General features: G+C 69.2%; 20 protein-coding genes. 12 read left to right on the plus strand and 8 right to left on the minus strand.

All coding sequences use genetic code 11. The features are described 5' to 3' along the window. Positions 1 to 35 precede the first annotated feature (35 nt). From ACYVK5_RS25295 to ACYVK5_RS25340, 10 genes are all read left to right on the plus strand, one after another. On the plus strand, positions 36 to 1,247 hold the full coding sequence (locus ACYVK5_RS25295; RefSeq protein ID WP_460708951.1) for a sulfotransferase family protein: 1,212 nt from the start codon (positions 36 to 38) through the stop codon (positions 1,245 to 1,247). 468 nt (positions 1,248 to 1,715) lie between these two features. Then, entirely contained in the window at positions 1,716 to 2,225 is a 510-nt protein-coding gene (locus ACYVK5_RS25300; protein WP_460708953.1) for a hypothetical protein, read from the plus strand. 386 nt (positions 2,226 to 2,611) lie between these two features. Continuing rightward, on the plus strand, positions 2,612 to 3,115 hold the full coding sequence (locus ACYVK5_RS25305; protein ID WP_460708955.1) for a hypothetical protein: 504 nt from the start codon (positions 2,612 to 2,614) through the stop codon (positions 3,113 to 3,115). Between the two features lie 413 nt (positions 3,116 to 3,528). After that, the gene (locus ACYVK5_RS25310) at positions 3,529 to 4,398 is read left to right on the plus strand and encodes a hypothetical protein (RefSeq protein WP_460708957.1); all 870 of its coding nucleotides are present in this window, start codon (positions 3,529 to 3,531) and stop codon (positions 4,396 to 4,398) included. A 110-nt stretch (positions 4,399 to 4,508) separates the two neighbouring features. Next, positions 4,509 to 6,770, plus strand: coding sequence for a class I SAM-dependent methyltransferase (locus tag ACYVK5_RS25315; protein WP_460708959.1), 2,262 nt, complete (start codon positions 4,509 to 4,511; stop codon positions 6,768 to 6,770). An 8-nt stretch (positions 6,771 to 6,778) separates the two neighbouring features. Beyond that, positions 6,779 to 7,153: a hypothetical protein gene (locus ACYVK5_RS25320; protein WP_460708961.1), complete on the plus strand. Its 375-nt coding sequence runs from the start codon at positions 6,779 to 6,781 to the stop codon at positions 7,151 to 7,153. Between the two features lie 584 nt (positions 7,154 to 7,737). After that, entirely contained in the window at positions 7,738 to 8,163 is a 426-nt protein-coding gene (locus ACYVK5_RS25325) for a hypothetical protein (RefSeq protein ID WP_460708963.1), read from the plus strand. 282 nt (positions 8,164 to 8,445) lie between these two features. Continuing rightward, positions 8,446 to 9,780, plus strand: a complete 1,335-nt coding sequence (locus ACYVK5_RS25330; RefSeq protein ID WP_460708965.1) for a vWA domain-containing protein — start codon at positions 8,446 to 8,448, stop codon at positions 9,778 to 9,780. 7 nt (positions 9,781 to 9,787) lie between these two features. Further along, a complete protein-coding gene (locus ACYVK5_RS25335; protein WP_460708966.1) occupies positions 9,788 to 10,174 on the plus strand; it encodes a hypothetical protein in 387 nt (128 codons plus the stop codon). Between the two features lie 41 nt (positions 10,175 to 10,215). Continuing rightward, the gene (locus tag ACYVK5_RS25340) at positions 10,216 to 11,325 is read left to right on the plus strand and encodes an AAA family ATPase (RefSeq protein WP_460709098.1); all 1,110 of its coding nucleotides are present in this window, start codon (positions 10,216 to 10,218) and stop codon (positions 11,323 to 11,325) included. 3 nt (positions 11,326 to 11,328) lie between these two features. Here the strand turns inward: ACYVK5_RS25340 and ACYVK5_RS25345 are convergent, their stop codons facing one another. The 7 genes from ACYVK5_RS25345 to ACYVK5_RS25375 all read right to left on the minus strand — a co-directional run bounded on the left by ACYVK5_RS25345 (position 11,329) and on the right by ACYVK5_RS25375 (position 19,135). Then, entirely contained in the window at positions 11,329 to 12,159 is an 831-nt protein-coding gene (locus ACYVK5_RS25345) for a hypothetical protein (RefSeq protein ID WP_460708968.1), read from the minus strand. 128 nt (positions 12,160 to 12,287) lie between these two features. Beyond that, entirely contained in the window at positions 12,288 to 13,313 is a 1,026-nt protein-coding gene (locus ACYVK5_RS25350; RefSeq protein ID WP_460708970.1) for an ArdC-like ssDNA-binding domain-containing protein, read from the minus strand. Between the two features lie 33 nt (positions 13,314 to 13,346). After that, positions 13,347 to 13,541, minus strand: a complete 195-nt coding sequence (locus ACYVK5_RS25355; protein ID WP_460708972.1) for a hypothetical protein — start codon at positions 13,539 to 13,541, stop codon at positions 13,347 to 13,349. A 126-nt stretch (positions 13,542 to 13,667) separates the two neighbouring features. Further along, complete coding sequence (locus ACYVK5_RS25360) at positions 13,668 to 14,615, minus strand: hypothetical protein (RefSeq protein ID WP_460708974.1); 948 nt, start codon at positions 14,613 to 14,615, stop codon at positions 13,668 to 13,670. 36 nt (positions 14,616 to 14,651) lie between these two features. After that, entirely contained in the window at positions 14,652 to 15,299 is a 648-nt protein-coding gene (locus tag ACYVK5_RS25365) for an LPD29 domain-containing protein (protein WP_460708976.1), read from the minus strand. Beyond that, positions 15,296 to 18,484, minus strand: coding sequence for an FtsK/SpoIIIE domain-containing protein (locus ACYVK5_RS25370; RefSeq protein ID WP_460708978.1), 3,189 nt, complete (start codon positions 18,482 to 18,484; stop codon positions 15,296 to 15,298). Before ACYVK5_RS25370 ends, ACYVK5_RS25365 begins: the two co-directional genes overlap by 4 nt. 9 nt (positions 18,485 to 18,493) lie before the next feature. Further along, positions 18,494 to 19,135 carry a nuclease-related domain-containing protein gene (locus ACYVK5_RS25375; RefSeq protein WP_460708980.1) on the minus strand — a complete coding sequence of 214 codons (642 nt, stop codon included), beginning with the start codon at positions 19,133 to 19,135 and terminating at the stop codon, positions 18,494 to 18,496. A gap of 110 nt (positions 19,136 to 19,245) precedes the next feature. On the opposite strand from ACYVK5_RS25375, the gene ACYVK5_RS25380 reads away from it, so the two are divergent. Then, positions 19,246 to 19,416, plus strand: a complete 171-nt coding sequence (locus ACYVK5_RS25380; RefSeq protein ID WP_460708982.1) for a hypothetical protein — start codon at positions 19,246 to 19,248, stop codon at positions 19,414 to 19,416. 30 nt (positions 19,417 to 19,446) lie between these two features. Here ACYVK5_RS25380 and ACYVK5_RS25385 read toward each other — a convergent pair whose 3' ends face one another. Continuing rightward, the gene (locus tag ACYVK5_RS25385) at positions 19,447 to 20,208 is read right to left on the minus strand and encodes a hypothetical protein (RefSeq protein ID WP_460708984.1); all 762 of its coding nucleotides are present in this window, start codon (positions 20,206 to 20,208) and stop codon (positions 19,447 to 19,449) included. 98 nt (positions 20,209 to 20,306) lie between these two features. Between ACYVK5_RS25385 and ACYVK5_RS25390 the strand changes: the two genes are divergently transcribed. After that, the gene (locus ACYVK5_RS25390; RefSeq protein WP_460708986.1) at positions 20,307 to 20,597 is read left to right on the plus strand and encodes a hypothetical protein; all 291 of its coding nucleotides are present in this window, start codon (positions 20,307 to 20,309) and stop codon (positions 20,595 to 20,597) included. The last annotated feature ends 2 nt before the right edge of the window (positions 20,598 to 20,599 follow it).

Consider the following 20,599-nt stretch of genomic DNA (forward strand, 5'->3'; position numbering starts at 1 on the left):
CTGCCCGAATAAGTGATCTAGCAGAAGGAGAACCTGTGAACCGCACCCCCCGCACCACCCGCATGCTGAACGCCGTCCTCGCCCCGGTCATCAAAGGGCAGGCGGACCCAGAGGGGACCTGGGCGAAGGCAGCCGCCCAGATCGAGAAGAAGCACGGATCCGCCGACCGACCGTTCGCCGACGAGCTCAGCCAGATCGTGGCCGGCGCGGCCCAGATCTCCCGGCTCTCACCGCTGGGCTGGGCCCTGACCCTGGCCGAGGTCAAGGGACGGTACCTCAACAAGCTGCGCATCAACCGCGTGCTGTCCGAGCACCCCGAGGTCGCCGACGAGCCGATCACCAACCCGGTGATCGTGTGCGGGCTGCCGCGCACCGCCACGACGTTGACTCACCGGGTCTTGTCCGCTTCCCCTCACCACCGGGCCCCACTGATGTGGGAGCTGGCGCACACGGACCTCGAGGATCCGCGGGCGGCCGGCCGGGTGGCCAAGCAGATCCAGCGGGGCGCCGACATGATGCAGCGCCTCGCGCCGGACATCCGGCACATCCACCCCATCCACGCCGACCGGCCTGAGGAGTCGATGCCGGTCCACGGCAGCCACTGGGAGGCCTTGCACGGCCTGATGCCCGGCTACCGCGCCTGGGTGGCCAGCCACGACATGACCCGCGACTACGAAGACCTGAAACTGGGACTGCAGGTCCTCCAGCACGGGCGCCAGCCGAGGCGGTGGGTCCTGAAGTACCCGGCATACCTGGGCGACCTGGACAAGATCCGCAGCGTGTTCCCGGACGCGACGTTCGTGTGGACTCACCGCGACCCCGTCTCGGTCATCGGCTCAGCCTGCAGCCTGGTGGAGACCTTCTGGGGGCTGTACCAGTACGACGTCGACCGTCAGGAGATCGGCAGGTTCGTCCTGGACCACCTGGTCGGGCAGGTACAGCGCGGCCTGGAACTGCGCAAGGACCTGCCCCCAGCCTCGATCATCGACGTGCCCTACCACCAGCTCGCCGCCAACCCGGTCGCGGAGGTACCCCGCCTGTACGCCGCGATCGGAGCTGCCTGGACCGCCGACGACGAGAAGCACCTGGTCGAGGTCATCGCCAAGCCAAAGGGCACCCCGTCCCACCAGTACGACCCCGCCCGGTACCTCAACCTCGACCAGGTCAACAGGGCATTCGCGCCGTACAACAAGCTGCTGGACCGCCTGGCCGCCACACGCAACGCCACACCGGTCGTGGAGCTGTGACAGGCACGTGGTGAACAGGTCGGTGCCGCCGACGCCAGCAGTGCGACGACTGCCACGTCGGCGGCACCGACCCGAGCACCACACGCTCGTTGACCATCGATCGAGCATCTGCTCCTCCGCATAGTCATCGAAAGCGACCGGATCAGCCCGCGCCAGAGCGGCTGTCCACCGAGAGATTCAGATCGGCACCGCAGGGGCGCCGGCGAAGGGAACACACGGCATGACGGACCGGATCGAGATCACGGCAGTATGGTCGGCCTTCGGTGGCTCGCGTCCAGCAGGGTCGCTCGAGCGGCTCCGGAAACAGACCACGGCAGGGCTGACGGGGCTGGGGAGGATGCCACTGGTCGACGGGCAAGAGGCTGAGTTCGCAGGCGAGATCGCCCGTGCGGTGACGGCCGCGGTCGGGAACATCGGGGCCTCGACCTGGCCCTGGGCGCGAATGCGGATTCCGACGCCGCAGCACTCGTGCGCAGACTCGTCGCGCTGGTCGCGCCCGACGGCGAGGTGCATCAGCACCGCACGGACACCGTGCATGTCTACCTCGATCCTGCGGCAGTGTTCCGCCGCGCCGGTATGGACGACCTGTACATGCGTGAATGGCAGGCGGCCATGGACGTGCGCGACCTGAACCTGTGCAACAGAATCCGGGAGGTGCGCGACCTGGACCTCCTCACCTTCGGCCAGCACGCAGCACGCCGGGCCGCCGAGCACGCCATCGAACTGGGCGTCCGAGCACCAGTGGTCGCGCACAACACGTCCGAGCGCGGATATCAGGGCCCGACCGAGAACCAACAGCCCGATCCACTGGCCGAAACCCTGGCGTGGGATGCGCAGGAACGGACCGTGCTGCCGATGACCGGCTGCACGGAATCGCAGCAGAAGGCATGGCAAGGGCCCGCGGTGTATCCCGAGGGGCGCACCTACATCGTCCGCGCCCGCGAGCTCATCCAAACGCGCCAGGCAGCCGGCACGTGAACCGGATACGCCACCAGATACCCAGCATCCGTTCCCGGAGCCCGCGGCGGCCGACGGCGTGGAACCCGAGCCGGTGCCCCAGCGACAGCTCCTCGCCCCGGCCGCTGTGGCCGGACGGGACGACAGCCGCGAGCCGATCCGCGACTGGGACACGACGGCCACAGCCAGGGCGACCACGGCGACGGTGATCGACGGTACCGAACGCCTTGTACCTGTCGTGCCCGGGACTTCGAGTCGGGCGGCCCCACCGGCTTGACCACGGCCCATCCCGGCCCGCGATCGGGCCGGAGCTCGCTGCCGCTGGCCGGGACCGTCCGCAGATTCCCGGTTGAGACGTCAGCTAGCACGCGCGCTCGCGGAGCACATCCACCACGCAGGAGAACGCCATGAACAACAAGATGATCGACGCACTGACCCGGGAAGCGATGCGCGATGACGACGCCTTCGAACGCCTCGTGGCCGACATCGGTGCCGACAAGGTCCGCGCCAGCCTCGCCCGCATGAGGAACGACGTCCGGTGGCAGGAGGTCACCCAACACGACAAGAGGAGTACCGGCGAGATCAGCACGCGGCAGATGCTGCGGTGGCAGATCAAGGCACGCAGGTTCAAGCTCGCGCTCAAGCGGCGCCTGGCAGAGATCCAGGTTGACCCGCACAACCTGACGGCCAGCTATCTCCCCGACGACACACGGCAGCACTACCGGAAGATCGTCATGCGGATGGCACTGGCTGTGGATACCTACCTGGACGACCCGAACGCGTCGGACTCCATCCTGGAAGACCTTCTCGACGAGCGGATCCCGTTCGGCCCGAACCAGCAACGGCTCTCCCTGGCGGACGCGATCAGCGAAGGCATCATCCGGCCCGTGAGCAACGCCGACCAGCACTGATAGGCGACCGGCCGACCGCGAGCCTGGCCGCGCACCTCCCAACGGCCGTCCCGGCGACCATGCGGCAGGTCGAACACGCGCTGACCGCGGCGGGGTACAGCTTCGCCATGACCGATCTCGGATTCCTCGGCCCCTGGAAGGCCACCGGGTCAGGCACACACCTCCTGCGGATCCACGGCGACACCCTCGGCGTGACGGAACAAGGGCGCTATTTGACCGACTGCTCTGGGTTGGCACAAGAGAGGCACGGTATCCGGGGCTGCTGTCGGCACCACTGCTCACCGCACTCGACGCCTTGGCCCGTGCCATGATCCCTGCCCGGGACCCGAAGCCGTGCACCGACTGTTCCGGACCGGCGACCGCAGTGACGGGATCGTCTTGTCCGACGAAGCCCTGACGAAGGAGACGTTCAGATGACCGAGACCGTCGAAGACCTCCGCGACGTCGCCTACCGCCGTCGACTGCATGACGGACTACGCGCCGGAGCCCGCGAGATGGGTTACGAGCTGACCGGCCCGATCCAGTCCGGCACGTTCGACCGCACCGCTGGTGCGCCGGCCAGGCGCGGCGGTGAGAGTGCATGGCTCAGGATCGTCGGCTCACCACCCCGGCGCGGGGATGCGGCCGGGTATCTCTGGAACGGGAACGCCGAGGCCAGCGCGGTCGTCGGCGTGCCGAAGCCGGTCGTGGTGGACCTGACCGAGATCCGTGAGGAGGACTGGTGGTTCCGGATCGAGGCGATGACCCTCCTGCCGGGCGCACCGGTGTCCGCGACACGCGCCATCACCACCGGTCCCGACCTGCCGGGCAGCTGGTTCGACGGCCTCGAGCAGGCCCTTGGGGCGATCCCGGGCACGCGCACGGACCGGGAGTTCTACGACCAGGACGCGGTCACCACCGAGATCCGTAGGTACTTCGGAGGCTGGGCCGACCCGACCGTCTCGCGGTGGCCGACCGCGCACACCGACCTGGCCTGGACCAACGTCGCCGGGCCGGAATTCGGCATCTACGACTGGGAGGGCTGGGGCGTCGCGCCGGCCGGGTATGACGCTGCAATGTTGTACTGCCACGCCATGCTCGTGCCCGACCTCGCCGACCAGCTTCACCAGCGGCTGCGCGATTACTTGGACACCCCCGACGGCCAGCTCTCCCAGCTGCTGGTCATCGCCCGGATCCTCAGCCGCGACGACCTGGACGGCTACGACGACCTCGTCCTGCCCGTCCATCGCCTCGCCGACCGCATCCTGGGCCGCGAACCGGCCACCAGCGCGCCGGCCCGCTGACGGCACAACCGATCCGGCACCCTGTCGGTGGCAGCGGGGGAACAGTCACTCGAACCACAGGCCGGGCACCAGCACCGCCTCCACAGACGAAGAAGGACGGGAATACCGCGATGGCAACGCCTCGGTTCGAAGAGTTCGGCACCCCTGCCCGGTATCACCTCAAGGGCGACGTCACCGCCGGGAGCGTGGCTGGTATCTCGTTCAGGCCCGACACGGTCGTGGTCACGCCGCCAACTACCGTCGTCGATTCCTCGCCGGAGGCGCTTCGTCGGCGGATGGTCGAGGAAATGACCGCGGAAGGGGTGCTGGACGATCCCGCGATCGCGCGCGCGTTCGCGACGGTTCCACGGGAGGTGTTCCTCCCCGCGGGCATCCCTGCGGCGGACGCCTACCAGGTGCACCGGGCTGTACCGACCGGCCTCAACGCGATCGGTCGACGCACAGCTTCCCTGACCGCCCCGTACATTCACGCTGGCATGCTCGCCCAAGCCGATCTGGCGCCCGGGATGCGGGTCCTGGAGATCGGCGCCGGCGGGCCGAACGCGGCGATGCTGGCCCACATCGTGGGAGCCCGCGGCCGGGTCGTGACTGTCGACATCGACCCCGAGGTCACGACCCGTACCAGCATCGGCCTGATGCGGATCGGCCTGGCGGACACGGTGCGGGTCGTCACGGCCGATGCGACCCAGGCGCTGGGCTTCGGCCAGTTCGACCGAATCGTCGTGACCACAGCGGTCAGCGACATCCCTCCCGCGTGGCTGGCCGCACTGGCCCAGGGCGGCGTCCTGGTGGTCCCGCTGCGCACCGGGCCCCGGCTGCAACGCGTCGTCGGGCTCGTGCGCGACGGCGACCGTTTCGTGGCCCGGTCCGTCCTGTGGGCGGGCTTCGTGCTCGCCCAAGGAGGCAGCGTGCACGAGCATCCCGCACAGAAGGTGCTGGGTCCCTCCGGCAAGGACGTGACCTTGACGTTCGAGACCGCGGTCCCGGAAACCTTCGCGCTCGACGCACGGATCCCGAACGCGATGCCCGAGTTTGCCTGGTCCGGGGTGCGGTTCGACGTGCAGGAGACATGGATCGACCTGCTGGCGTACCTGACCTGCGTGACGCCGGGCGCAGTCACGGTCTCGGCGGACGAGCCCGCAGACCTGGGAGACCGGTACGCCTTCCTCGCCGGCGTCGTCGAGGGCGGCTCGATCGCGGTGATGACCCGCCGGCGGGACGGGCAGGACGTCGAGCTCGGGGCAGTGGGCAAAGGACCGGACGCCACGCGCCTCGTAGCGCGGCTGTGCGCGGCGATCCAGCAATTCGACAGCCGCCACCGTGGCGGACAGGTCGGCGTGGAGTGGTGGCCGCACCCGGTACTGCCTGCTCCCGACGTCGTCGCGCGCGACGAGACGACAGTGCTGCACCGCCCACACGGGAGCCTTGTGCTGCACTGGCCAGTGACCGACCTGGACGAACCCGGAGACCCTACGACGTCGGGGGAGGGGTGGTCGTGGCGGGCGCCGTCGGACTCGCGGCGCCGGGCCTGGAGCCCCGACGCGCCACCCGACCAGCAGGCCGAACGCGAGCAACATCGGCCGCGGGCTGTGCGGCCCGCACCTGCTGTAGCTGCCGGTGCTGCCGCTGACCCGGGGCGTGGCCTGCGGCCGACGGTCGCACGGTGGAGTGAACTGGAAGCAGCGTTCGCCGCGAACCGGTACGACGGCGATCGCGACCTGCTGACCAGTCTCGTGCCAGTCGAGGAGCCCCATCAAGGGGTCTTCGTCCTGCCGGCCACCAGGAGGCCGGACACGATCCTGACCGCGGTGCACGGCGTGAACCACCGGCGCGACGGCAAGACGAAACTGGCCGACCGCGGAACGGGTGGACTGGCCCTGGCCGTCGCGGAGGCGGTCGGATGCGGGGCTGTGGTCACCCTCGATGCGGGCGCGGATGCGAACTATGACTTGCTGCACCCGGCCAAGACCGCGTTGGTCGGGGCCGATATGGTCGAACGCGTGATCGATCTTCACGGCGCGGCCGCCAGGCCGGGACGGCCGGACCTCGGGCTTGGCCTGGGCAGCGGGCGCATACCGCACCAGTTCGTCGCCGCGCTCCTTTCCGACGGGCGCCTGGTCGTGGACGTCGACGAACAGTTCACCGGCGCCAGCGCGCGCCGGGTGACCGCCGCCGTACAAGGCCTGGGGCAACTCCGTGCCGTGCAGGTCGAGATCGGCGCCCGACACCGACTCCCGGACGCAGCGCCCGCTCGTCTCCAGACGCTTCTGGAAGTCTTGTACGACGCGCTGCAGAGCTTCGACATCGCCGGGCCGCGACAGGCACTCGCGTTCCCGGCCATCCGTACGACGGGTCCTGGAGGACTGTCATGATGAACGCCATGCCACGCACACTGCCGCCGGCCGACGGTCCGGTCTCTGTCGCCGACGGGTACATCGCCGCACGGGACGCCGAGGCTCTCTCCGCTGTGGTCCGCCGCCCGTTCTGGTGGACGACCCGTAGTCCGGACGGAGTGATGCTGTTGCAGCGTGCCCGGCCCGGCCGATGGCCCGTGACCCGGGAACACGGCCAGGTCACGACACAGATCCCGGCCCGTACCATCGCCCGGTCCCGAAGATTCGGATGGCTCCCGGCATGGGACACTTCGACGATCCGGATCACCCACAGCGACGACATCGCCGTGCCGGGATGGATCTCACGTGGCGGGCTCCTGCACCGGAGCCAGTTCCTGTCGATCGAGCAACCCAGCAGGTGACCCACCCGCCCCCGTTCTACGGACGGCGAGGTTCCGCAGTACGTCGGTGGGAGCACAGAGTACGGGCTGGACACCACAGCGGGCCGTCGTCCGGCGATGTCCGCCGGCCTTGGGGGCGCTCCTCCTTCTCGCCGACATCAGCGACAAGCTGCTGCTTGAGCCGCTCCTGGTTCTCGGTGACACAAGTGCCCTGACCTGGAGCGCGATACCGCCAAGGTGTTCCCCGGTCTCTGGACCCTGGTGGACGCCGGAACGGCAGGAAGGCGGCCGTCCCCGAGGACGGTGCTCGGGCGCATTCGAGTGTGCTTCAACGGTGGGAGCCACGTTGGTAGGCTCCTGGCGTGACCAGGGCTGCGATCTACATCCCCGATCGTGCCCCGGGCCAGGCCCCGCCGGACCGTCAGGAGTCCGATTGCCGCGCTCACGCCCGGTTTCTCGGGCTCGACGTCGTACGCGTCATCCGATCCGGGTCTGATGCTCCACCGGGCTCTGCTGCCGACCTCGACGCTATCGTCGGCGCTGCCGGCGACGGAGCGATCGAGGTTGTCGTGGCGTGGTCACCCACATGCCTGCCGGATCAGATCGTGAAACGACAGGAGGAAGTCGCGCCCGGGATCGAGTTCATCCTGGTCCATCGCACAGATCCCCGGATCAGGGCCGGTTACCTGGTGTCGCTGGCGTTGTTCGCGGTGACCGCCGGGCTCATCGCGGGCCGACTGGCATCGGTGACCGGCGCCGATCTGAGCCAGGCCGCGGCGTTCGGCGTCCTCATGGGCGCGGTGCCGCTCGGTGGCGCCTGGTGGGCCGCCCGGCACCACCCCCTACCCCTGGCACGTCGCGACCGGCTGATGTTCGTCCTGGTCTTTTGGGTGATCGCCTATCTGGTCATGGCTGTGGTCTATCTGACCCGGATCCCCGATCTCTCCCTTGCCGCTGTCCTGATCGGGGCAGGGCTGAGCGTCGTGGCACCCGTGCTGTGTCTGGGCAGCTTCCTCAAAGCCCGGCTGTAGCCATCAACTTCAAGCTGGGTCGACCAGGCGCGCATCGACGCTGGTCTCCGTAGCCGGTCGTCGAACTGGGCGACTACCTGGGCGGACCTACGGGGTGACAACCTGACGGATTCCGCGACACCTGGACGACCACTGGCTCAGGCACACCTCCTGCGGGTCCGCCGACCCGGCTCCCGGAGCGACCGAGGAGAGTCCCACCGAGGAATACGTCGGGGCGCGAACTGTGCTCCTGCCGCACATCCGCACAGTATGACGGCGCCCTTGCGTACTGCCCTCCGGCCGTTGACCACGGCACAGGTCGCGCATGTTCAGGCGTGGACAGCTCTGGCGCTGGAGCGGATGCCCTACATGGCGTCGATGCTGTTCAGCCTGCGCTTCGTCGACGCACCAGGGCTGGGCACGTTCGCCGTCGACGCGGCTCACCGGTGCTACATCGACTTCGACGCGGTGGTCCCGCTCGGGCCCGGGTACTGCGGCCAGGCACTCCTGCACGAGTGCTCGCACCTGTTCGCCGACCATGCCGCGCTTGCCGAGGACCTCGGTCTTGAGCCAGGCATGCGCCATGTGTGGAACGTCGCGGCCGACGCCGCGATCAACGACGACCTGCGCGACGGCGGCTGCGAGATGTTCGACGACGACAACCCGTATGGGCTCGTCCTTCCTGCGAGCCTGAGCGAGCCCGACCACCAGACGCCGCACTACTACTACCGGTCACTCCAGGACCGGCTGCAAGGCGCAGGCGCTCCGCAGGAGCGAAGCCACCATGAGGGCGGCACTCCCGGTGGCTCGTCCGACGTCGGGCACGGTAACGGTTGGTCGGGATGCGGTTCCGGGTCGGGCGGTATTCCTGCCCCATGCGAACTGGGCGAGGAGGACGATCTGGGCGGCGCGGCGCCGCGCGCTACGGGCTCGGAGCGTGCACGCGTGCGAGTCTCCGTGGCTGCTGCGATCCGTGAGGCTGCGGCCAGGGCGCGCGGGAGCGTGCCCGGCGGTCTTGTCGAGCACGCTGACCTCGTGCTGACCCCGCCGCTGGTGCCGTGGCAAAAGGTCTTGGGCCGCACGCTGCGCGGTGCCGTGCGCGCTCGGGCGGGGGCGACGGCGGAGTCGTACCGGCGGCGTAACGTCCGTCGTCACGAGGCACGGGTGCTCGCGCCTGGTGGGGCTGGTAAGCGTCTCGTGCTGCCTGCGCTGGTGGACCCCGTGCCGCGCGTGCATGTCGTGCGTGACACGTCGGGGTCGATGTCGAGCGATGACCTGAACGCGGTCACCAGTGAGATCGTCGGGATTGCCCGGCGCATGCGAGTGCAGGGCGAGGATCTGGTGATCACCGATGTGGACGCCGTCGTGCACGAGTCGCGCAGGTACGGCCGTCCGAGCGGGTTGGCCGAGACCGTGGGGCGCGGTGGGACGGACATGCGTGAGGGGATCGCGCACGCGCTGTCCGCTCGTCCGCGCCCGAGCGTCGTGGTCGTGATGACCGACGGCTACACGCCCTGGCCCGCCCGGCAGACCTCCCGCGTGCCGGTGATCGCAGCGATCGTGAATCCGGCCCCCGACGATGCGGCCGCGAGCGTGCCCGACTGGATCCGCACTGTCCCGATCCCGCTGAAGGAGTGAGAGCACGATGAGGGATTTCGAAGCACGGCTGCGAGAACTCGCGGCGCTGACATCAGGGTGGCTCGGTGAGAATCGCGGGGAGCCCGTCTCACATGCTGCGCTGCTCGCGGTCCGGCCTCTGCTCACGTGGATCATGCAGGAGCGACTGCCCGAGCCGTGGATCTTCCCGACCGAAGAGGGCGCCGTGCAGCTCGAGTGGGAACAAGGACATGGCATCGCGGTCGTCATCAGCGACGGCGGCTACGAGGTGCTGACCGACGGCGACACCGCGGAGTTCGGCTGCGTGAAGCAGGTCCATGTGCTGCTGCGCGAACGCCTCAAACCGGCGACCGAGCACACCGGCCCGTATGACGTTCTCGGCGCCGTGTTGGAGGCTTCCGCACATCTGTCCTGATGAGCGGGCCGATCCACGGCCCCAGGTAATCAGGGGTGACTATGTCCAGCACGTCGTCGGTCATGATGCGGGCGCTTGCCACGCTCGTTCGGGCGAACGTTCCTGTCCTGGTGATGGGCGACCCGGGCCAGGCAAAGACCAGCAAGATCGAGCGCTACGGGCGGGCCTGGGGCCGTCATGTCGAGACGATCTCGGCGTCCTCACGCGAGGCAGTCGACTTCATGGGACTACCCATGGAGGACGGCGGACGTGTGGTCTACTCACCGCTGTCGTGGGCTGTACGGCTCGCGGAGGCCGAGTCAGGGCTGCTCGTGGTGGACGAGATCACCACGGCCCAATCGACGTTCAAGGCGTTCCTGCGGATCTTGCAGGAACGCTACGTGGGAGAGTTCCGGCTGCCCGAGTCGGTGTCGATCGTCGCGATCGGGAACCCGCCCAGCATCGCGGTCGACGGCGTCGATCTTCCCGCTCCGGTGGCTAACCGCTTCGCGCACCTGGACTGGCATGTGGACTCGGGCGAGTGGCTGAGCAACGTGGGCACAGCGTTCAGCCAGGTTGCCGTGCCGCGCCCGGACTCGTACCTGACCGACGGCGGCCCGGCCGACCGGGCCCGCGCCGTCGCGCTGGTCACAGGGTTCCTGCGGCATCGTCCCGACCTGCTCGACGCCGTGCCGGATGACCTGGTAGCCCAGTCCGGTCCGTGGCCGAGCCAGCGGTCGTGGGCGAACGCCATCGACGCTCTCGCTCTCGTCCCGGCCCACGACGCGGACCTGCGGGACCTGCTGCTCAGGGCGCTCGTCGGCGACGGCGCGACGACGGAACTTCTGGCATGGCTGGCAATATCGGACCTGGCCGACCCGGTCAAGGTGCTGGCCGACCCGTCGCTGGTGAACTGGCCGAACGAGCGGCCGGACCGGCTGTTCGGACTGCTCAACGCGGTGTCCGCCCTCGTCGACCTCGACGGAAGCGTGAACCGGTGGCGGCAGGGAATGGACGTCGTCACGGCATGCGCGGGCGCAGGACGGCCTGATGTTGCGATGCCGGTTGCCCGACGGATGGCAAACCACGCCCATGCCCGGCGCGGCCTGCCACGCGAGTTCCGAGCGGCGTTCGCTGACCTGTTCACGCGGACAGGGCAGATCAGGGCGTGAGGCTCAGGTCAGCTCCGCTCGGACCTCGCCGGCGACCAGGGCGTCGCCGTCGAACGTGAGCGGGACCGTGAACACCGCCGCGCCGCGGACCGTTGTGGCGGTTGAGGAGAAGGGGGAATCGAAGCGGACCGGCACGTCGGACGCAGTCACTTCGAGGTTCCCGTCGCCTTGCGGGGCCACCTGGAGCGCGGATCGTGTGATCGTGCTCGTGGTGGTCAGGACGACGTCATCTGCGGTCGAACATCCTGAGTCGCAGGTGTTCAGGGCGGCTGCAGCGGCGGTCCGTGCAGTATCGAGTCCGCGGTCGGTGAGCTGCCACTCGAGGGAGATCCGGTCGGCCCAGGTGGCCGTCACATGCCCGCCATCCTCGACCGGCTCACCGTCGAGAACGGGCATGAAGAGGTCCTGGCCGCCGGTGTCGACCAGGCGATAGCTTCCGCCAGGCAGCAGCGCGTAGTCACCAGCCCGGCCTGGTGTCGCGCCCGCTACCCGCCAGCCCATCGCTGGTTCGATGAGAAGAACGGCCGGCGAGCCAACCGCGACGCTGCCGCCATCAGTCACCGTTCCGAACCGATGTCCGTCGAGCAGGATGTCGCGGCCGGAGGCGCTGAAGTCGGGATCGACGAGCGCGATCGCGCTGCCGGATGCCTGCTCGACGATCGCGGCCGTTTCCGAATCGGCGGGAGTGCCAAGGAGCGTCCTGAAGGCCTCGGCATCGCCCGAGGAGGCGGCATGGTCGAGTTCGGCGGCCATCTCGGACGGCGACGAGGGTCCGGCGCATGCGGTCAGGGCGAGGAGCACAACGATTCCGAGTACGTGGCGCGAGGTCGGCACTGGCGGGTTCCTTTCACCGGCGGCGGGGCACGTGAACATGCGCACCTGCAAGGCGTAGCGTGCACACGCGCCGTCGCCCGGCGCCAGCCAGAACGGCGACCGTGCCAGATTTCCTATGGGGGTCGGCCTCAGACCACGGTGTTGCGGAACCGGCCGGACTCGAGCAGATCTTTGACCACGTCGGCGACCCGCGCGCCCGCGTCCTTGACGAGGTCTGGTTCCTCGCTCGTCCAGCCGGCCACATAGGCAGCGGGACCCTTGGCCTCGGCGATCTGCATGCCCTGGCTGCGTAGAAGCACATAGGAGATCGCTTCGGCCTCGAGTTCCATCCGGCCACGCTGTCCCCCGTGACCTGTGTGGTATTTGTCGAACTTGTCGAGATGCCCTGCGGCAATGTGCCCGAGCTCATGGGCCAGGACCTCGGCTCGGTTGCCTTGGCCGAGGAGCGAGTTCACGACCACCTGTTTCGTCGACCGTGTCGTGTACCCCTCGCGGCCACCGTCGATCGGTTCATACCTCAGCGAGTAGCCAGCCGAAGAGATGGCGCCCTCCAGATCGTCGATCAGCCCGTCAGGGGGCTCGGCGGACAGCGTGTAGTCCATCTCCGGCAGCGGTTCACCGTCGGTCTGAGACACGTCGAAAGTCTTCCCGACGGTGAATCCGACAAGCTTCTCTCTTGGTGTGTTCTCCTCGCCCTGGGGCGACCCGTCGTCGCTCCCCTCGGGCTGTGCGCGCACGATCCTCGGGCGAAGGATGACCAGGCCCTTCTCGTCCTTGCGGACCCAGCGCCCCAGCTTCTTCCAGGTCTTGAAGCTGGCGACCCGGGTTGCGTCGGGCATCTGCCAGAGAATCAGGAGCTGGTTGTTGAACGAGTATCTGGGCAGCAGAGCGGCCATACGAAGGTACGCGTTCCACTCGGCGTCGCCCGCGAGCGCGGCGACGTTCGCGTCCAGCTCGCCGTGGATGGCTTCCAGTTTCGCCGCCACGGTGTCGTAGCGTCGCCTGAAGACCCCGAGATCGGGGCCCGTGACGGGCGGGGCAGGATGCGCGAGATCGATGCTGGACTCGGCTCGCGCTTCGGGCGCGAATTGCCCGCCGGTGGAATCTGGGGCTCCTGCCGGGTGGCGCGTGCGTGCGGTGGCGCCGGTACTCATGCCCAGGTGGAGTGCGGCGGCACGCGGCATGGATCAGGTTCGGCTTCGGGCCTCCTCCTCGATCAGGTCAGCGTGGAAGGGATCGTCCGGGTCGTACCATGGCGACTCGATGTCGTCGGCATCGAGCCGAGCGTCAAGGCTCGTGCCGAGCTCGTGCTCGCTGCTGGACACCGGGGCGGCGCTGGGCGCGCCCGGAGTTGGGCCGGGGGACGTGGTGGATTGCCGCATGGCTGGAAGATGTGCGGACCGCGAGCATTGTTCGTGCGCGGATGGGCGTGTTCCGGCATGGCGAGGGCCCGTCCCGCTGCGCCGCCGGTGTGGATTGCTGCTGGCACGTTCGCTGGCTTGCGGACTCTATTCGATGACCAGCAAGCCGCCGTCGGAGACCGACAGGTGCGATTCGTGGCCGCGAACGGCATCGCTCAACGCGTCTCCCGCGCTCCCGAGCCCACGGTCCCAGAACCCGGTGCCGTGGCCGTTGCGGGTGAGCCACAGGTCGTGCCCGATCTGCGCGGCGTCGTAGTCACCTGCGACTTCCCGCGCTCGAGAAATCTGGTCGCGGTGGAGGGTCAGGAACGTTCGCAGCTCGTGTGTGAGCGCTGCGCGGTTGGCGGGGTCGATGTCGTCGGGCGACCACGATCCGCCGCCGGATCGCCGTTCGACGACGTCGCCGTCGGTCCATAGCGCGGCGTTCGTGTAGGCCCAGACGGCTTGATCGGCCTGTTCGTCGAGGTCGCGCAGGTGGGCGGCGAGCCGGGGCCACAGGCTGGCAGGGTGGCCCGGGTCTGCGGCGTCGTGCAGCGCGACGGCCCGGGTCTTCGACTCAAGGAGCGTGGAGAGCGCGTCGGTCGTGGTGGCGGGGTCGAGTTCGTCGAGGAGTACGACGGCGTCGCGCGAGTCCCAGTCGTCGCCGACCAGTTCTCGCACGCCGTATTCGTCGGCGAACCAGGCTTCGATGGGAAGCGCGCGAGCGGCCAACCAGTCCTCAAGCTCTTCCGCGGATGGTCCGTCGCGGTTCTCCAAGAGGTCTGAAAGCCCTTCACGGACTCCAAGGCTGACGCCTGCACGGACCTGGAACGTGCCGCCGTCGTCGTTGGCGACGATGTCGGCCCATTCGAAGTACGGCGACTGGAAGTCGAACCCGTCGACGTGCTCGACGCCGCCGGGGGTGAGCCCGAGTGCGCTCAGCGGGATCGCGGCCGTCTCCTCGAGCTGGAGAGGGGCTGGTGTGCGCGCCGTCGCGGTGAACTGGCCGCCCGTCGAGTCAGGTGAGCCTGCGGGGCGCCGTGGGATATCGCTCATGTCACGGTGGAGTGCGGTAGCCGGAAGTCGTGGCCTTCAGCCACGGTCTTCGAAGGTCGGCGGGTCGTTCGTCAGATCCAGGTGGCGGTGATACCACTCCGCGGCAAGCCGCGCGGTGGGGTGGTAGTCGATGACCGACTGGGGCAGGCGGAGCCGGGCGCACTCGGCGTCGGTGAGGACTCGGTCGTCGTCATACCCGCCACTGCCAGGTCGCCGGGTGCCGGCGGCCGGGTCGGTGCGTTCGAACCGGTCGATGCCGGCACCACGGAGCCAGTCGTCGACCACCTGCTGTCCGGTAGGCCCGATCGTTCGTCGCGTGAGCACGCCGGAGAGCCCGTATCGGGTGCTCTGGTCGGCGTTGATCGGTCGGTAGGAGTCGTCGAGGGTGTCGAACTCCTGGTACTGGTAGCCGAGCCCGATCTGCCGAACTGCCTGTTCGCGCGGGCCGTCGCTCCACGCGACGTCGACCCAGCCGTAGCCGGATCCGCGGTTCAGGCGCACCGCGATCTTCGTCCCGGGGAATCGGCCGCGTAGGTCAGAGCGAAGCGCGGCGGCCGAGTCCTTGGCATCGACCCGCTCGATGGGCTGGGGCAGTTGGACGGGCTGTTCGTCGTGACGGTGGTGGGTGAACTGGCCGCCGGCGGAGTGGGGTGCTCCGCGGGGGCGGCGTGCAGGGTTGCTCATGGCCCGGATGATGTGCGGAGCTCGGCCAGTTGCTTGGCGAGCTCTGTCTGGCTTCCCGGCTCGTACCAGGCCTGGATGACCTTCGCCGATGCGTCGACCGACTCCCACAGTCCGCGGCCCTTGGGCACGTGTTCGCCGAGGACGGGTGCTTCGAAGGGAAGCCGGAGTGCAGCCATCCGGTCGCCGTTGGACGCGTTCCCCAGGAGAATTCGTGCCAGGTTGGATCGCAGGTCGGTACTGCCGGGAATCCCGTCGAGGATCTTCGCGGAGAGTTTCTGCGTGGCCAGGACGAGGATGACACCTGCCGATCGCAGCTCGCGGGCGATGCGGCCGGCGAGGCCGCCGATCTGGACTCGTGCGGCGTTGTCGGCCACGATCCGGTCACGTTCGGCCTCGGCATCGGGATCGTCGAGGTCCTTGGGGAGCTTGGGTACGGCGTCTTGCGTGATGAGGGAGGTGAACTCGTCGATCATGATCATGAGGGGCTTCGGGCGTACGTCGGCGGGCAGCTCGCGGTAGGAGCCGACGCCGTGCTCGGCGTTGAGCCGCTTGCGCCGTGCCCCCTCGTCGTACACCCATCGCATAGCCTCCAGAGCCCCGTCGACGTCGGTCGCGATGGCGCGCACGTAGCCTCTGGCGAACGCGAAGTCGGCGGCTTCCTTGGACGGGTCGGCCACGACGACGTCCCAGCCGCGCACGATCGCGCCGAACAGCAGTGCCTGGAGCGTGACCGACTTCCCGCCGCCGGTCGCGCCTGCGACGAGTAGGTGGGGGGAGACGGCCGGGTCGAAACAGATCGGTGTGCCGTCCACACCGGTCGCAAAAGGCAGGGCCTCCAGGGTGGCGGCCGCGGCGTAGTCGTAGGAGGCCCGGGTCGGCAGCGGGTCGGTCTCGGATACGAGCAGGCGGGCCGAGGACGCGCCGTCGGATCCCTCCCGTACGTCGATGAACGAGTTCCCGGTAGCGGTCCGCAGCCGGTGGGTGGCGTCGCGAACCTCAGGAACGGACAGTCCAGGCGGCAGGGCGAAGTCGAGGATCTGCACGTCCTTGTTGTGCGGCAGTGCGCCTACGCCCGTCAGCGACGGTGTCAGCGCGCCGGCCCCGGCAACGCCGGAGTCCAGCCACGCCTGCTCCCAGTCGAGCGCCGTCAGCGCGGCGGCATCGCGCTCGGGCCGGGCGAGCTGGGCCCGCTGCGGCGACGCCCCGGCGTACACCGTGCAGCCGTCCGGCGCCGCAGCCACGCGCAACCACGGCACCCCGAGCGACTGCCGCAGCCGCCCGATACCACCACGCACGTCTGCCAGCGTGACGCCACCGTAGAGGCGCACCTCGATCCGCCAGACATGCTGCCGTGACGTCGCGTCGGTCAGCGCCACCACCTTGATCACCTCGGGCCGGGCAAGCCGAGCATCGGTGAAGGCCCGGCTCAGGTGCCCCGCGATCACCCACCGCGGCGCGTCGCCCGGACACGGGGCCAGCTGCGCGATGCCCGGGACAGGCTCCTGCGACCAGGCCACGGTGAACGCCTGGTTGTGCCGCTCGGTCGCCCGCCCGACGGTCGGGCGCGGCCAGTACGCGAACGAGCAGAACGCCGGCGAGCCCGGGATAGCGGCCGCCATCGCCTTCTCGTACTTGGGCTGCATGTAGATCTCCGACGACTCCCCGTGCAGCGTCGTGAACGGCTGGAGATGCACCTCCTGCCCGCCGGCCAACGTCGCGGTGACGGTGAGCCCCTTGTACGGGGTCGGCGCGTTTACGCTCTGGCCCAGCACCGGTTCCCACCGCGAGCGCCACTGGTCCTCACTGAGCGCCCACCGGAGGTCCTCGGACGTGACGCCGGCCTCGTGCTGGAAGCGTGCCGTGTGGTCGGTCACCGCGCCGAGGAACATCACCCCGCCGTCCATGCGATGGTCGACGACCTCGTCGACACCGATCGCAGCGCCCACTGAGCCGCGGGCGGGGGACTGGCGGTAGTTCTGCAGCGTGGTGACGCCGAGCGGCGCCCAGCGGGTGGCCCAGATCGCGGGGGAGTACGGCTCGGTGACCCGCTCGATGCTGGTGAGCGCCATCGAGTGGAATGTGGCCCCGCCGCCGGAAGCGAGCGCGAACGCGGCACGTGACAAGAGGCGAGCGGTCTCTTCGTTGGTGTCGGGTGCGGAGATGTCGGGTGTGGCGTCCGCGGGCCAGACGACGATGTCGAAGCGGGTGGCGTGTGCCGATCCGGGCACGGGGGCACCCGTGGTATCGATGTCGGGGGTCTCCAGGAGGGCGACCTTGGTGTTCGGCCCGAGCGTCGGCAGTAGGCGTGGGCCGAGCGGCTGGAATGCCGCGGCGCCCAGGGACGCGGGCGCGTCGAAGGTGTAGGTCGCGAGCGGGCCTACTTCCTGGCACGCCACGAGTCGGGGAGCGGGGTCGTATTTGAGCGCCGCCCAACGGGGAGCCCAGACTTTCCGGGCGGCGACCACGGTGCGCCACGGGGCGAGAGCGGCCCGGGTCCACGGGACGGCGAGCGTGAACCCGGCGGCGCAGCAAACGGCCGTGATCGTGAAGACGGCGTGGCCGATGTCGCCGTAGAGGGTCGCCTCTCCGAGGCGAGCGGTGACGTGCTGGGCCTGGACGACGGCGGTCGTGGTCGCTGCTGCGCACAGCGTGCCGTTGACGACGGCGCGCTTGGTGGGCGTGAACAGACCGGGGAGGCCGTCGACGCGGACGCCGGGGCAGACGTCATCGATCGTGGCGTGGCGCCGATGTGAGGCGGTGACCTGCCAGATGACGATCGCAGAGGCCGCCCCGTTACAGGCCGGCGCCCAGGGCGCGAGGGCGGTGTCGAGTGGCAGGAACGTGGCCAGGATCCCGGCCGCAACGCCTGTGAGCCACGACGCGAGGACGGGCCGGCCAGGCATCCAGTCGGTGTTCGGCACGACCAGACGCCACCGCAGGTCCGAGAGCCTGCGGTAGCGCAGGAGCTCCTTCGTCTCGTGAATGCCCTCCGGCGCACGGCCGCTGGCGGCGCTCTTGCGGCCTGTCAGCTGGGGCGGGATGGCGGACCAGGACGCGACCAGCAGCCCGAGCCAGACCAGCGGGATCCCAGGGAAACCCTGCAGGTGGGCGACGACGGCGAGGACGACGGCGATCGTGAGCACCGGCACGGTGATGTCGCCAGAACGCGTAGAACGGGATGCCATCGGGCGCCCTCACGCGGCCAGGTGCGAGCCGTCGCCGACGGAAGGCACGGGGCGTTGCGGATCGGCGACAAGCTGCGATAGCGCCACGACCACGCGGTCATCGGCCCGGCTCCTCGCGAAACGCGCAACAGTCCGGGCCAGCGCACCGGCATGCACGACCCGGGCACCGGGCATCCGGAGGAACCCCTTGCGGAAGACACCGGCGCGTGAGGGCCACACAACGACCAGCGGCCGGACGACGTCAGCCCGGACGCCCCGTCGAGCGAGGAACGACCGAAACCCCCGCTCGGCCATCTCCATCGTCCGTTTGTCGGCAGGCGCGAAACGCCGCATGCCGCGGAAGGAACGGCCTGCGAAGGTCCAGTAGACCCCGGGACGCCACACCTTCGCGTCGATCAACAGGACCCGCCGACCGGACACGACCACATGATCCACGTTGGCCCTCACCCCGGGGGCCGGGATGCGCAGATCGTGCAGCACCGTGACGCCATGACGCCGCGCGGCCTCGTCCAGGACCGCGGCAGTCCGCAGCTCGCCGCGCCGGCCGATACGCGCCACCTCCCCGTTCACCGCCCAAGCCGGAGCGCCCGCCAGCCCGGCACCCGGCCGCCCGATGACCCGTCCCCTAGCCTCATGTGCCTGCTGTTCCATGCTGCAGAACATGCGCACCGAGTCACGACGGCGGACCTGGCGCATACTGCTGACAGGCGCGCGGTCCCCCGTCGACGGAGCCGCCACGACGCGTCGAGAGGCGGACGACCATGAACGTGATCGCGATGATCGACACCCGCGAAGGCATCGCCGGGCGCGAGCCGTCGCAGGCCCAGGAGATCACCACTGACGCCGACACCTACGAGGAAGGCAAGACGGCACTTGCCACCGAGGTCCCGGACGGCTGGCAGATCCTCTCCTACCGCGTCCCCGGCCGCTGACCGCGTGCAGAATCCTACGTGTGCAGAATCCTACGTAGCTGAACCCACGATGGTCTTGGCCTCGCCCCACTCCGCCTCTACCGCGGAACGCGCTTGTTCGTCCTTCAGCCTGTTGTCGATGTGGGCAATGGCGGTGCCGAACGCGGACATCGCCGCGCGGAGACTCGGCACTACGAGAGGCACCGGCTGGGTCGTCTTCGACGGGGAGTGATCGATCGCCAAGTACACGCCGTCGGCCGGCAGCACCGCCTCGTAACCGGGGCAGTCGGCAAAGACGTATGGTCCGTGATGGTGTGTCTTGTGGAAGGCGGGACGCTGGCCCTGCTCACGACTGCGATGGTTCCAGACGTTGTTGATGAAGCCGAGGATCGAATCCGCCTCAATGGGCAACTTGGCTGCCTTCGTCGAGTTCGCGATGGTCCGCAGGTCGGTCAGGCAGGGCGCGAGGTCGTTGAACGCCTGCGTGTAATAACGGAACAACCGGTCGTCGTTCGCCTGACTGGCGTCGAACGGATCGTCCTCGACGGTCAGTCCTTCGACGAGCTCGACGTCGTCGCACCATGTCCCATGCTGTAGGAGATCCTCGAGAGCCTTGACGTTCGACATCGCGTTGCAGTAGATCGCGACGTGGGAGTCGTGTCCGTCCTGCCACTCGCAGTATCGCTCGTACCCATCCTCGTCGCGGAAAGCCCGCCTCAGCGCGGCGAGGGATCCCGTGCGGACGCTCTCGAAGAGCACACGATCGGGGCTCAGATCGTCAGGGTGGGTACTGGGAGCCTCCTGGGTCGCCATGCCCAGACGATACCCACCTGGATGCTGGGTGGGCGGATCCGCGCTCGAAACGGCCACGGTCTCCGACGAGCCCGACGCGCGCCGCACATCCGATCCGCATGGCAGCGGAGGAGAAGAGCGAGACGTGGGCCTGGACCGCAACCTGGGTGCTGTTGCTCGGGGTAGTGCTCGTACTGGGCGCGGTTCACGTGGTGATGACCGCGCGTGAGCGGTCGCTGGGCGCGGACGCTGAGCGGATGATGCTCCAGGAGTACCCAGAAGCGCTCGCCGTCTCCGAGCCGCATCGGATCGAGGACGGCGTGTTCCGCATCGACGTCGTCAGCGGCGGCAGGCTGCTGAAGTGCGTGGTGAACCTCCCGGAGCAGCGGCTGGACTGCTTCGAGAGATGACG

This window comes from Myceligenerans halotolerans, assembly GCF_054782975.1.